At 66.0% G+C, this 13,217-nt stretch carries 14 protein-coding genes; 2 read left to right on the top strand and 12 right to left on the bottom strand.

What is annotated here, in order from left to right; translation table 11 throughout:
• Nucleotides 1–43 precede the first annotated feature (43 nt).
• On the bottom strand, nucleotides 44–385 hold the full coding sequence (locus tag QX073_RS21110) for a phasin family protein (RefSeq protein WP_315718372.1): 342 nt from the start codon (nucleotides 383–385) through the stop codon (nucleotides 44–46).
• 429 nt (nucleotides 386–814) lie between these two features.
• Here QX073_RS21110 and QX073_RS21115 point away from each other — a divergent pair, with 429 nt between their 5' ends.
• Entirely contained in the window at nucleotides 815–2,563 is a 1,749-nt protein-coding gene (locus QX073_RS21115; RefSeq protein ID WP_315718371.1) for a D-alanyl-D-alanine carboxypeptidase, read from the top strand.
• 235 nt (nucleotides 2,564–2,798) lie between these two features.
• Here the strand turns inward: QX073_RS21115 and QX073_RS21120 are convergent, their stop codons facing one another.
• The 4 genes from QX073_RS21120 to QX073_RS21135 all read right to left on the bottom strand — a co-directional run bounded on the left by QX073_RS21120 (nucleotide 2,799) and on the right by QX073_RS21135 (nucleotide 6,741).
• The gene (locus QX073_RS21120) at nucleotides 2,799–3,515 is read right to left on the bottom strand and encodes a DnaJ domain-containing protein (RefSeq protein WP_315718401.1); all 717 of its coding nucleotides are present in this window, start codon (nucleotides 3,513–3,515) and stop codon (nucleotides 2,799–2,801) included.
• Nucleotides 3,516–3,625: 110 nt separating this feature from the next.
• Nucleotides 3,626–4,384, bottom strand: coding sequence for a VWA domain-containing protein (locus tag QX073_RS21125; protein WP_315753001.1), 759 nt, complete (start codon nucleotides 4,382–4,384; stop codon nucleotides 3,626–3,628).
• 132 nt (nucleotides 4,385–4,516) lie between these two features.
• Complete coding sequence (locus QX073_RS21130; protein ID WP_315753002.1) at nucleotides 4,517–5,404, bottom strand: alpha/beta fold hydrolase; 888 nt, start codon at nucleotides 5,402–5,404, stop codon at nucleotides 4,517–4,519.
• Between the two features lie 413 nt (nucleotides 5,405–5,817).
• A complete protein-coding gene (locus QX073_RS21135; protein ID WP_315718368.1) occupies nucleotides 5,818–6,741 on the bottom strand; it encodes a division plane positioning ATPase MipZ in 924 nt (307 codons plus the stop codon).
• 262 nt (nucleotides 6,742–7,003) lie between these two features.
• Between QX073_RS21135 and panC the strand changes: the two genes are divergently transcribed.
• The gene (gene panC / locus QX073_RS21140) at nucleotides 7,004–7,855 is read left to right on the top strand and encodes a pantoate--beta-alanine ligase (RefSeq protein ID WP_315753003.1); all 852 of its coding nucleotides are present in this window, start codon (nucleotides 7,004–7,006) and stop codon (nucleotides 7,853–7,855) included.
• A gap of 110 nt (nucleotides 7,856–7,965) precedes the next feature.
• Here panC and QX073_RS21145 read toward each other — a convergent pair whose 3' ends face one another.
• The 7 genes from QX073_RS21145 to QX073_RS21175 all read right to left on the bottom strand — a co-directional run bounded on the left by QX073_RS21145 (nucleotide 7,966) and on the right by QX073_RS21175 (nucleotide 13,160).
• Nucleotides 7,966–8,406, bottom strand: coding sequence for a DUF1489 domain-containing protein (locus tag QX073_RS21145; RefSeq protein WP_315718366.1), 441 nt, complete (start codon nucleotides 8,404–8,406; stop codon nucleotides 7,966–7,968).
• Nucleotides 8,407–8,429: 23 nt separating this feature from the next.
• Entirely contained in the window at nucleotides 8,430–9,422 is a 993-nt protein-coding gene (locus tag QX073_RS21150) for a hypothetical protein (protein ID WP_315718365.1), read from the bottom strand.
• A gap of 298 nt (nucleotides 9,423–9,720) precedes the next feature.
• Nucleotides 9,721–9,912, bottom strand: a complete 192-nt coding sequence (locus QX073_RS21155) for a hypothetical protein (RefSeq protein ID WP_315718364.1) — start codon at nucleotides 9,910–9,912, stop codon at nucleotides 9,721–9,723.
• A 239-nt stretch (nucleotides 9,913–10,151) separates the two neighbouring features.
• Nucleotides 10,152–10,811: a glutathione S-transferase family protein gene (locus QX073_RS21160; protein WP_316171452.1), complete on the bottom strand. Its 660-nt coding sequence runs from the start codon at nucleotides 10,809–10,811 to the stop codon at nucleotides 10,152–10,154.
• Nucleotides 10,812–10,973: 162 nt separating this feature from the next.
• On the bottom strand, nucleotides 10,974–11,843 hold the full coding sequence (locus QX073_RS21165) for a hypothetical protein (protein ID WP_316226298.1): 870 nt from the start codon (nucleotides 11,841–11,843) through the stop codon (nucleotides 10,974–10,976).
• 146 nt (nucleotides 11,844–11,989) lie between these two features.
• Nucleotides 11,990–12,808 carry an aldo/keto reductase gene (locus tag QX073_RS21170; RefSeq protein ID WP_316226299.1) on the bottom strand — a complete coding sequence of 273 codons (819 nt, stop codon included), beginning with the start codon at nucleotides 12,806–12,808 and terminating at the stop codon, nucleotides 11,990–11,992.
• 76 nt (nucleotides 12,809–12,884) lie between these two features.
• On the bottom strand, nucleotides 12,885–13,160 hold the full coding sequence (locus QX073_RS21175; protein ID WP_315718360.1) for a helix-turn-helix domain-containing protein: 276 nt from the start codon (nucleotides 13,158–13,160) through the stop codon (nucleotides 12,885–12,887).
• Nucleotides 13,161–13,217: the final 57 nt, after the last annotated feature.

Consider the following 13,217-nt stretch of genomic DNA (forward strand, 5'->3'; position numbering starts at 1 on the left):
CCCGGCGCAAGCCGGGCTTTGTGCTCCCTGCAGGCGCGAACGGTCAGTGCGCGGCCGGCGGGGTGAACTTCGCGGCGATGCCTTCCAGCGGCTTGAACGCCTGCTTGGCGAGATCCGAATACAGCCCGGCGATCTTCTGCGAATCGGCGACGAAGGTCTCGTAGGCCGACTTGGCGAACTCGGTCTGCACCTCGAGCACCTTGTCGAGCGACTTCACGCCCTGGAGCTTCTCGACGAACGACTTGGTGTCCTCGAACGACTTCTTGGTGTAGTCGCCATACGCGGTGGCGATGGCCTGAAGGCCGTTCTGCACGGTGGTCGCGGAGTTCACGACGGTCTCGAACTGCTCTTTGCCGTAGTTCTGAAAGTCTTCAACCTTAAACATGTGGCATTCCTTTCCCTGATTTTGAGCGCCCTCAGGGAAGCCCCGGCTCCCTGACGCATTCATAATATAGTGCAGCGCACAAAAAAATCAAGAATCTTGTGCAATGCACCATCCCGGGCATTGCGGTCTCGACGCACCGTCGGACGCCCCAAGCCGGGGCAGTTCGGCAGAAATACCAGCCATCGCCGCAAGGTTTCTTTAATCCTTTGGCAACTCGACCGTCCTAACCTCTCCGGTGGTCCCGGCCAGCGTCGGCCGAACCGTAAAGCTGTTCTAAAACAGCGTCTTAACAAAACCTCAGTTCGAGGCCTTCGATGCTTGGCAGCGTCACGGCGCGATCGGGAGGTCCGACAGGCACGGTTACGGGGGCGTTCGGCACAATTTCGCCTTACGAGCCGGTGATCACGTCAGAAATTGGACGGGGATTTCATGCTTCGCAAAAAAATGGCTTCCTCGCGCCTGTTGCGAGTTGGCGTCTACGGACTGATCACCCTCGCGACGGCAGCAGTGGTCACGGTCGACAGCGCGGAGGCGCGTCGGCGCCATCGGCAGCATCACGCGCGTCACTCCCCCCATAATGACGAGGGCAGCTACAGCCCGGCGTTCGCGTCGATCGTCGTCGACGGCAATTCCGGCGCGACGCTGACGGCGACCAATCCCGACGCTCTGCGGCACCCCGCCTCGCTCACCAAGATCATGACGCTCTATTTGCTGTTCGAGCGGCTCGATTCCGGCAAGATGAAGCTCGACACCGAGATGCCGGTGTCCGAGCACGCCTCCGAGCAGTCGCCGACCAAGCTCGGCCTGCGCCCCGGCCAGAGCATCCGCGTCGAGGACGCGATCAAGGGCCTGGTGACGCGCTCCGCCAACGACGCCGCCGTGGTCATCGCAGAAGCGATCGGCGGCGACGAGGACGAGTTCGCCAAGATGATGACGCGCAAGGCGCGCTCGCTCGGCATGAGCCGCACCACCTATGTGAACGCCTCCGGCCTCCCGGCCGACGCGCAGATCACGACGGCGCGTGACCAGTCGATCCTCGGCCGCGCGATCCAGGACCGCTTCCCGCGGTACTACCGCTACTTCTCGACGGTGGTGTTCAATTATCGCGGCCAGTCGATCCGCAACCACAATCATCTGCTCGGCAATGTCGAGGGCATCGACGGCATCAAGACCGGCTACACCCGCGCCTCCGGCTTCAACATCGTGACCTCGCTGCGCCGCGGCAACCGCCATCTGATCGGCGTCGTACTCGGCGGCCGCAGCGGCGGCTCGCGTGACGCCATCATGCGCAACCTGCTCGCCGAAAATCTCGACAAGGGCGCGACCCGGCGCACCGTGGCGGCGATCGGCGAGCGCGGCGGCTCCGACAGCGGCGATGCCGATCAGGGCACGATGCAGCTCGCCTCGGCGGCGCCGGAGACGCCGGCCCCGAGCCGCGCCTCCAAGATCATCTCAACCCTCTCGGAAGCCACCGCGGCCCTGCCGCCGGCGGCACCGAGAGAGGCCAAGGTCGAGCCGGCGCCGATGACCTCCGGCGTGATCCAGAGCCAGCCGATGTCGATCGTTCCCGGCTCGACCGAGCCGATGAAGCCGGTCAAGGTCAGGACGGTCCAGGTCAAGGCCGGCGCGGTCAAGCTCGCGACCGCCGCGCCGCAGCCGGCCGCCCCTGCTCCCGCACCCTTCGCTCAGCGTGTCGAGGCCATCGAGCCGGCGCCGCCGATCGCCCGTACCGAGGCCCCCCGTCCCGACATGCCGCCGCAGCCGCCGGGCCATGGCACCGGCAACGGCATTCTCGGCGTGCTGCCCGCCTCCAGCCTGCCGGCAGGCTCGTCGCAGGCCATGGCCTATGCGGCGCCTCCGGCCCAGCCGGCGCCGACGCAGATCGCCTCCGCGAGCGCTGCGCCGGAGCTTCCGAGCAAGCCTTCCGTCACGCGCAGCGGCTGGATCATCCAGGTCGGAGCGCTGGACAACGAGGCCGAGGCCCAGAAGCGGATCGAGGCGGCCCGCAGCTCGGCACAAGGTCTCCTCAGCAAGGCCGATCCCTTCACCGAGACGGTCGCGAAGGGCGACAAGAAGCTGATCCGCGCCCGCTTCGCCGGGCTCGATCGTGATCAGGCCGAGGCCGTCTGCAAGAAGCTGAAGCGCGCCGACATCTCCTGCATGACCGTGCACAACTAACGCCGGCACTGATCCTGTTCCGATGAGGCCCGCGCGACACAGCGCGGGCCTTTTCGTTTGCGGACCACGCGATCGACGGCGGGACGCACGGGTGCAAACCACTCGTCAAGGATTTCCCGCTAGAACTTTTTCACCATGACGAACGATCGTGCCTGGCAAGGGCGAGAGCCGCCGGTGTCGACAAAGTTGCGTTGAAAGCGGGTTCGGTGTTGTGGCGTTGGTGGCGTTGCCGGAGTTAGCCGTGATGCGTACGAAGCAGAGTATCCTTGGCCTCGTTCACCCGGGCGGCGAGGTACGTCGACCCCCCTTGGTCGGGATGCAGTTTCTTCATGAGCGCGCGGTGGGCACGCCCGATCTCGTCTCGCCCCGCGCCCGGCTGCAGGCCAAGGATCTGATAGGCCTCCTCTTCCGTCATTTTGGAGCTCGACGCCGCGCGGCCCTGCCGCCCTGCCGCATCGCCCTGCGCGTGCTGACGCCAAGCGGGAAACCGGCGGTCCAGATAAGTTTCAAGTAGAGCGACGCTGTCGGCATCGAGGCTCGGCGTCATCGCGGCGAGCTGCGCCAGATCGAACTCGTCCAGCGACCGGCCGGCATGGGCGCCGGCGACAAAGCGGCCCTGCATCTGCCCGCTGTCATGATCGAGCACCATCTCGATGAATTGCGAGCGCACTCGCGAGCTCTGACCGGACGAGCGCTGCCCACCCAGCCCGAACATGCTGCCGACATTGCCGAGACCACCGGGTGACCAGCCGAGCAGCCCCGCCCCGAACAACCCGATCGGGATCGCCACCACAAGCTCGCCGCGGAGGCCGGTGAAGGCTGCCACCGCAAGGCAGCCGATACCGCCGGCAACCTTGATCGCGCGCGCCAGCGCCGCCGGATTCGCGTTCCGGAACATCTGCAGCAACAGATAAAGGGTGATGACGGCGACGGCGCCAGCGATCAGTGTCATGACCCGAATATAGGGCGTGCCGGGACAAAAAGCATGATCGGCTGCGTCCGCGACCGGCAGGCTCCAGCCGCTGCGCCGGGCTTGACGTTGGCGGCCGCCGAAATCGATCTCTACTTCATCTGCCCGATCAGGCGCGCCGCGCCCGCTTCAGAGCCGGCCAGCCGGAGCAGCGCCGCGCGGCCACCCGCCGCGTAGGCCGCGGCGGCGCGCAGAAGGTCGCGCAACTGCGCGGATGCGCCGGGATCGAAACGGCACCATGCTCCCCCCGACAGCCGCGCCATCTCGCGAAACGCCTGCTCGGCCGCGGGCTCATTGCCCTCCTGGAACATGAACAGCGGAACCTTCAGCAGGCCGAGCTCGCCGGCCTTTGCGCAGAGCACATCGACATTCTCCTCCATCGCGTCGCCAACGAACACGACGGCGCGGATTCCGGATGCTGTCGCATGGCGCCGCGCCTCGGCAAGAACCTTGCCGATCTGGGTCTGGCCGCCGCGGCAATCGATCTTGCCCATCAGCCGGGCGAGCTCAGCGCTGTCGGATATCCAGCCAGTGGCGCGGCATTCATCGAAGCCACGATAGTACACCAACCGGATATCGAGGCTGCCGAGTGCGGCGGCCTCGCGAAACATGTCGGCCTGCAGGGCACAGGCTATGTCCCAGGTTGGCTGGCGGCTCAGGGTCGCATCAAGCGCAAAGACGAGACGGCCTCTGGTTCCCTGAGCGGCAGGAGCCATGGCCTTGGCCTGCGCAACGAACGCCGCAACGGCGTCTGCCGTGGAACGCTCATTGTCGGGCAACCGGTGCTGGCGCGATCCCTCTTCGGCCGAGGTCAACGGGGCAGAACCGGGCTTCGAACGATCATCGACCATGCACGCACCTTGCTCGGACGCGCATCATGTGGGCAGGCGGACGGACGGCTTCAACGACGGCAACTCATCTGCCCGCCGTCGTGGCAGGCAACGATCAGGCGAGGCTGGCGCGCGCCCCGGCGGCTTGCGCGCTCAATGCGTCAGCGGCTTGGCCGGCGTCACGGTCTTGCCAACCGGCGCATAAGGCGCGACGGGACCCGGATCGAGCAACGGGGTCTTGGTCTCGACCGGCCCGATGTCGCTGGTGCTGTCGCTATCGGCGAGGAACTTGTCCAGCATGGCCTGGATCGACGACTTGGCGTCGTCAGGTCCGGTGTCGCGCATGTCGTTGTGCTGGAAGTCCGTCTTGACGACGGTGATGCCTTCCTTCTCGCAGATGTCGTCGCTCGGGATCACGCCGGGATCGGTCTTGAATTGCGGGTCCTTCGAGCGGAACGACAGGATCTTGAACTTGCCGTCGGTGACGAACGGGACGCGGAGGTTGTCGAGCGTGACGACCTTCCGGACGTCTTCGGGATACTGCTTGGCGAAATACATCGAGATGTCGCCGCCCATCGAATGACCAACCATCGTCAGATGATCATAGTCGGCATTCGGCTGCACCTGGTGCATCTGCTCGACGGCGAACCGGATGTTGGCGACACCGCGCTGGATCTGCGGCAGCCGGCCGACATAGGGCTCGCCGACCTTCGTCACCATCGGCGCATCGGTCGGCAGGTCGTGCTGGATGCTGACCGCCATGTAGCCGCGCGCAGCAAATACGTTGGCCAGGAACGAGTACTCGGTGAACTTGACGGTGTTGCCGTGATTGAGGATCGCGACCGGCAGCTTGATCATGCCGGCTTCGGCCTGCATCTCCTTGTCGCGCCGGACGGCCACGGCGACCTCGACCAGCCGGTTGTCGCGCGAGGCGTCATAGAACCTGATGGTCTCGTGCCGGATAGCCCACTTGCTCGCGGTGAAGTAGCCGACCGCCGCCAGCACGCTGACAGACACAAGAACGGTTATTCCACGCTTCATGTTCGTCCCTCGGGAGCACAATCAAAGGTAGTTTTGAACCTGTAAGACTCTCGCGACCCGTTCTGTTTAATATATGTAACGGCGCTGTGACAGGAAGACCAAATGTTGTGTATCCGTCGCCCGTTCGTTGTGCGCCGCACCTAGTTGCTGTGCAGCATAGCTGGGTTCCGCCGCCCGTCTCTTGCGACTTGAGCCCTGAACGTCAGGTTCAAATCAGTCATGAATTTGACGGCAATCTAGCGAAATTGGCGGCTGCGGCGTTGACCTGAGACAAATCTTCCTCCGTCCGCCCCCAAAACAGGCCGGACGCGCCGTTACCCGCCACCGCTGTCCGCAGATTGTTTAACCAAGCCGGGCGCACGTTCAACGCGCACAATGTCTCAGGCGAGGTCTCGCCCGAGTGCGGACGGTATTCAGGCGCTGATGATGTCGTGCAGGTCGAGTGGCTTGTCGACCTGGGCGAACCATTCGGCGCGGTTCGCGGCGCGGCGGCGGCCGCGCTCGTCCAGCGGCAGCTTGAGCTGGCGCAGCAGGCTGGTGACCTCCTCCCGGGCCGTGACGTGGCCGAGATTGGGGCGGGTGCCCAGGGTCGCCTCGTCGATGTCGTCGAGCGCGGTCAGTCCGCGCGGGAAGAACTCACGGTAGACGACGCGTTCGGCAAAGCCGTCGATGGCGCGAAAGCCGAGCCGCAGCGACAGGTCCTTGAGGCCGTCGGCGACCAGTTGCTTGTTGCGGGAGCCGAGCATCGACAGCCGGTTGCGGACCACGATCCAGTCGGTCATCGCACCGTCCACCTGGCGGCGCTTGCGCCGGACGTCACGCACCATCTCCGCATAGTGGCTCTCGCCGGTCACGGCATAGGTCGCGGGATCGACCGTTCCCAGCACGTCGAAGTCGAGGAAGCTGTCGTTGATCGGCGTGACCAGCGTATCCGCCATCGAATGCGCCAGGCGCATCAGGTAGCTGTCGTTGCCGGGCGTATCGATGACGATGAAATCGAACGAGCGTTCGACGGCGCTCACGGCCTCCATGAACTGCTGGAACTCGGTGTTCTCGTTCTCGTCGATCTGCAACGTCCGGCCGAGCTGGATGCAGTAGTGCGTCGGCAGTTCGAGGCGCAGGCCGGTGCGGCGCGCCCAGGCGCTCCGGTTGTTGATGTAATGGGTGAAGCTCTGCTGGCGGCAATCGAGATCGATCGTGGCGACACGCTGGCCGGCCTTCAGGAGTGCCACGGCAATGTGCAGGGCGGTGGTCGACTTGCCCGACCCGCCCTTCTCGTTTCCAAGCACAACCACGTGGGCCGAGCCCGATTGTCCTTGGCTAGTTTGCACCAGCATGTTGTCGACCTCTTACGATCATCTTCGAGTCACGGTCGTCTGCGGTCAAGTGAAATGCATCGTCATCGTGAATCCCACGGGGGACGCATCCTCCGCTACTACTTGACGCGCGCGTTTACCAACTCCGCATCGGACGCGGAGACGTGCTAACAGGCGTATTCAAGTATGCTGAGCGGCGTGTCGCGTTCTTGTTAAGGGCAGTCGCCCGAGCGTCAAGGCCGAACAGTGCAACCGCAATTTTTCGCTGTGAGATCGAGCAAAAATGTCACGAAGCCCGCGCGTCGCCCGCACCGTTTCCGCCCTCCGCCGCGAGCTCGACAGCTTGCGCGCGAGAAAAGCCAGCATCGCGCTCGTGCCGACCATGGGCGCCCTGCATGAAGGGCACATCTCGCTGGTCCGGCTGGCGAAGCGCCGCGCCGACAAGGTGGTCGTCTCGATCTTCGTCAACCCGACTCAGTTCGCGCCGACGGAGGATTTCGGGTCCTACCCCCGGACCTGGAAGGAGGATGTTGCGAAACTCGCGGCCGAGCGCGTCGATCTGATCTGGCATCCCGACGCGAAGGCGATGTATCCGGACGGCTTCGCGACGCGGATCGTGCCGGAGGGCGCGGCATTGGCCGGGCTGGAGGATCGCTTCCGTCCGCATTTCTTCGGCGGGGTCGCGACCGTGGTCGCCAAGCTGTTCACGCAATGCCGGCCGGACGTCGCGATCTTCGGCGAGAAGGACTATCAGCAGCTCCGCGTCGTCGCCCAGATGGCGCGCGACCTCGATCTCGGCGTCCGTGTCGTCGGATCCCGTACGGTGCGCGAACGCGACGGTCTCGCGATGTCGTCGCGCAATGTCTACCTCACGGCAGACGAGCGGCGGGCGGCGCCGACGCTGCACCGTGTCCTGAAGGAGCTGGCGGCCCGGCTGCGCGCCGGCGACGACATGCAGGCGGCCATTGGGGATGGCGCCGCCGCGATCACCGAAGCCGGCTTTGCCTTGGACTATCTCGAGGTCCGCCACGCCGAGACGCTGGCGCCCATCGCCCCGAACGAGTCAGGACCGAAACGCATCCTGGTCGCGGCCAAGATCGGAACCACGCGACTGATCGACAATATCGCCGCGTGAGCCGCCGGGAGACCAGCCGTCCGCCAACACCGTGAGCGCGCCCTCGCCCGCAAGGCAGAGGCCGCCGCGCGTGAGATGCTCACGCGCAACACCACCGGCTCATCGAAGTCCTACAGCAGGCCGAGATCGCGCAGCTCGCGGCGCAGCGGCTCGGGCATGGCTTCGACGCCCGCCGCACCGGACTTTCCGAGATCGGCCGGCGCATCCTCGGCGGTCAGATAGCGCCAGCCCTGGAACGGACGCATCGGCCGCGGCGACACCGCGATCACCTTCGGCTGCATGATGATGCGGCACCGCCCGATGCCGTCGCCGTCGCGGAACGGCTCGATGCCGACGATCTTCTCGCGCGCGGCGACCTCACCGCGAATCACCCAATACAGCGAGCCGCCGGCGAGGATGTCCTCGACCCGTTTCGGCGTCATCCGCGTGACATGGACGTGCTGCTGCGGCAGGCCCTTCTTCTTGGCCGCGAGCATGCGCTCGGCGATCCACTCCTTCAGCTCTTTCACGGACTCGCAGCCGACGGCGAGCTTGATCAGGTGCAGAGGCATGATGGCGGTTCGACCAGCGGGATCTATTCGTTGTTGGCGGCCGGCTCGGCGGCCTCAGGCGCCGCTTGAGGCGCCGCAGCGGCCGGCTTCGGCTTCGGCGCGGCCTTCTTGGCCGCCGGCGGCGCCTGGGCGTGGCTGGCAGCCACGGTCGGTGGGGCTGCGGGCGGCGCAAGCTGCGTCGGCGGTTTCGGCGCGGCGGCTGCCGGGGCGACCGAGCGCGTCGAGGCCGTCGGCTCGGGATTCATGATGCTGACCGGCGGGGTGTTCGCCGAGCTGGGAAATTCGGCGGTCGTCGGCTTGCCGTTCGGCGCCGACGGCGCCAGCCCTGGAGGCGCCAATCCCGCAAAGGTTCCAGCGGCCGGTTGGCCCGGCGCCGCATTCCACTGCGAGGCGTAGCGCGTCACCAGCCCCTCATAGGTCCGCCCTTCCATGTTGTTCATCAGTTGCTGGCGATCACCCACGGCACGGAACATCACGCAATCGCTAGGCGTACAGCGGTCGCGTGTCAGCAGCACATAGGCCATCAGGCCATAACGATCGCGCTCGACGGCGCGGCGCAGCGCCAGCAGCTCCGCGGTCATCACCTTGTTCGCGCTGGCGACGTCGCCCACCTGGGACAGCCGGCTCAGCATGCCCGCCGCATAACTGACGGCCGCGGCGGTCATCTCGGCCGATCCGAACAGGCTCTTCTCGCAATTCGCGAGCACCAGATCGCCGGCGAGATCATCCACGCAGGCCAGGGCGGGTACCGAGAGGCCGACGGAGGCGGTCACCGCAGGATCGCCATTGGCGCCACGCGGGGTCGCATCCTGGCTCCGCATCATCGACGCCACCGCAATCCCGACCGCCAGCAGCGTGATCACCGTCAGCGCGCCGTTGGCGACCGATTTCTCGGCCCTGAGCAGCGTCATCAGCACGACCAGTGCAAAGAAACCCGCCGCGGCAACGGTGAGCCACATCGGGAACGCCGGTGAGTTCAAGAGCTGATCCAACGAGGAAGGCCAGGTCGAGTTCATGCGCGCTTGTTCCTGACGCGGGCCAGCGAAAACGGCCCCGATGGCGTCCCTACATGGGACGGCCGTGAAACGATCATCAAATTCAAATGATCACCCGATCGATTGCGGCCCCACCAAGACAATAAGACGATTCCATACGCCTGCGGGCGCCGGATGGTGTGGAGCTACCCGCTATCCCCAAAGGGATCGCGCAGCAATCGTCATCGCCTCGCGCCACGGCTCCCGAACGCGTGGCAACTCCCCCTCTCGCTTCGGCCATGTCTCCGGCGGCCGCGTCCGCCGACGCGGCACGTCATCTTCAAGACAAGGCCAATTGGCTCTCTCTGGCAACCCGCTCGAAGGCTTCCGTCGAGCTTTTGATCCGATACTGGCAGTCGTCGTCTTCCGTCGGAAGCTGGCGGATGATCTCGTAGGTGCCTGTGGCGGCCGGACGCGAGACGTTGCTCGCGGTGAAATAGACGGTCGCCCCAATGGGGAACTTGTGTTTCAACGCCCTCTCCTGCTCGCATGCCGGCAAGAGCCCCTGGTCCCGCTGCCCGGGCCGGCGTGTCTTTATAAATATCGCGCTTATATCACGCCGCCGCCCGCCCTGACCAGCGACCTCACGACATGGCAAACGCGGAGATTGCGAGAGTCTTCAACGGGATGGGCCCGCAAACGGTATTCTTGGACGAGCGGGTCGGGGTTCGCTCGTCCACCACGGACCCAATCGCGAACGGACGAGACCGCTCAGATGTTCTCGACCCGCTCGATGACCCAGTCCTCCGCCAGGCCGTCCTTCACCCAGGCCGCGAAGGCCGGCATCGCCATCATCATGTCCATGTAGGCGCGGGTTTCGGCGGCGACCGGAATGGCGAAACTGTGGAAGCGCGTGACCACCGGCGCGAACATGGCGTCGGCGGCGCCGAAGCGGCCGAACAGGAACGGCCCGCCATGGCCGTAGCGGGCACGGCAGTCGCGCCAGATGTCCTCGATCCGGGCGATGTTGGCCTTGGCATCGGCAGACAGCTCCACCGGCCGCACCGGCCGGTGCAGGTTCATCGGGCATTCGTTGCGCAAGGCCGGAAAGCCGGAGTGCATCTCCGCGCAGACGGATCGGGCATGGGCGCGCGCAGCGGCATCGGCGGGCCACAGCCCCGCCTGCGGGAAGCGCTCGGCGAGATATTCGATGATCGCGAGCGAATCCCACACGCTGATCGCGCCATCGATCAGGATCGGCACCTTGCCGGCCGGGGAATGCTCAAGGATGCGCGCCTTGTCGGCGGGATCGGCGGTGTAGAGCGGGATCACGATCTCATCGAAGGCGATGTCGCAGCCGCGCAGCGCCAGCCACGGCCGCATCGACCATGAGGAATAGTTCTTGTTGCCGATCACCAGCTTCAGCGTCATGTCGCACCGTCTCCGTGTTGGGCGTGGACGGCCCGCGCAGCCGCGCCGTCGACGCTCATGCTATGGGCGACGCATACAGGATGATCGGCCGTTGCGTCGACACACAAGCGCTACGCCCAGACCACGCGCCCGCCCCCGTGCCGTCGCCGGCCGCAGGGTAGATCAGCGGGCGAAATCCTGCGGCGTGAACGACATCTCGATCACCTTCCACTCGTTGTAGCGATCGGGAGGCAACATCGCGTAGGGCTGGCAGGCATTCAACGCCTGGACCGCGCTCTCCTTGAGCTGGATCGCCTTGGAGGCTGCGACGACCTCTATCACCTCCGGCTCCGTCGCCAGCCGTCCATCCGGTGTCATGCCGAAGCGCAGCCTGATGAGCACGTTGTCCGACAGCGACAGCGACGCCGGCAGCCGCGCGCAGCTCCTGACCTTCTGCCGCAGGGCCGCTTCCAGATTGGCGGCGAGGTTCGTCGTCGCGGTCGGCCCGGCGTCCTTGCCGTCCTCCGGGCCGCCGGGACGCGGCAACGGTGACAGCGGCTCGGGTAGACCGAGCATGACCCCATACTTCACCGTGAGATCCGGTTCGGGAGGCACATAGGTCGGCGCAGGTGCCGGCACGGGCGGCGCCGGCTTGACGGCGGATTTGCTCTCCGCCTTTGCGGCCGTCTTCACCGCCTTGGGCGATGCAGCCTGCGCCGGCTGTTTTGCCGCCGGCGCAGGCGGCATCGGAGGATTGGGGGTCTCCCTGGCGTCCTGCGGGGGACTGGGCGGTGGCGGTGCGGCGGCCGCGGGCAAGGCGCTCGGGTCCGGCTGCGGCAGCACCAGATCCGGCGTCGGGGATGGCGATGGCGTGGCAATGGGCTCGGGCGTCTTCTGCGGCTCGTCAGCGTCGACGATGTTGACCTCGATCTCGTCGCTCTTGGGCAGCTCGTAAGGCCGGACCGAGGTCGAGACCACGACCCCACCGGCGATCAGGAGATGCGCGAGCACGGACGCGGCGATGCCCCAACGGATGAACTGCCAACGTTCCATGCTGCTTCACTACGCCCGCGCATGAGCGAAGGCGCGGGCGCGCCATCGCTCTGATCATCGGCAGAGAATGCGGCAGCCGCCGTCGTGCGGCCCGCCGGCCGCTCCCTGTCATGTCAGGCTGTAGCACAAATGCGCGGGCGCCGCCCTCAATCCCATTTCGGCGCAAAGGCGAAGTTGGTCATCCGTCCTTCGGGGCTGCCCATCGCGAAGATGTCGGCCATATCCTGCTCCGAGAGCTCGAAATCGAACACGTCGAGGTTCTCGGACAGCCGTTCGATCTTGGAGGTCCGCGGGATCGGCACGACGTTCTGCTGCACCAGCCAGCGCAAGCAGATCTGCGCCGGGCTCTTGCCATGGGCGCGGCCGATCCGCGTCAAGGTCGGATCGTTCTTGATCCTGCCCTTGGCGATCGGGCTGTAGGCGACGAGCGCGATGCCATGGCGCGCGCAGGCCTCGCGGACCTTGGTCTGATCGAGATAGGGATGATACTCGACCTGATTGCACACCAGCGGCTCCGGCGATGCCGCCACTGCCTCGTCGAGCAGACCGACCGTGAAATTGGACACGCCGATATGACGTGCGAGCCCGAGCGTCTTGGCATGGGCCAGCGCGCCGAGCGTCTCGGTCAGCGGCACGTGCGGATTGGGCCAGTGCAGCAGCAACAGGTCGACCTCGGAGACGCGCAGCCGGACCAGGCTCTCCTTGGCCGAGCGCTCGAGATCGTGCGGCGCAAAATGCGTGGTCCACACCTTGGTCGTCAGGAACACCTCGTTGCGCCGGACGCGGGACGCACGCAGGCCCTCGCCGACCTCGTGCTCGTTCTCATAGACCTGCGCGGTGTCGATGTGCCGGTAGCCGAGGGTGAGCGCCTGCTCGACGATGCGGCTGCAGGCGCGGCCACGCAGCTCCCAGGTTCCGAGACCCAAGGCGGGGATCCTGGCACCATTGGCCTCGATCATCAGCATGGCCGTGCACTCCAAAGCGCGTGCAACATTATGTAGGCACACGCTGGGCGTTGCCAACGCACGGCCCGTGGTGGGCTTAAGTCTTGGCTAAAGCCGCGAACACCGTCTCGGGCGCGTGCGCGATGACGGTGAGCAGCGCGCGCGCCGGGCCGCGCGGCATGCGCTTGCCCTGCTCCCAATTGCGGATGGTCTCGACGGGCACACCGAGCTTGGCGGCGAATTCCTGTTGGGTCAGATGCACACGCCGCCTGAGATCGCGCACTTCGAGCGGAGCCGCGGGCGCCAGCGGAATCTCCTCCCCGTCGCGCAGCTCCACGATCCGTCCATCTGCCTTCAGCCGCAAGCGTTGCATCGTCCGACTCCGTGTCGAGCGACAGTCTCGCCGAACCACGTTAAGGCCGGATTAACG

This window comes from Bradyrhizobium sp. SZCCHNS3052 (genome assembly GCF_032484495.1).
Classification (GTDB): domain Bacteria; phylum Pseudomonadota; class Alphaproteobacteria; order Rhizobiales; family Xanthobacteraceae; genus Bradyrhizobium.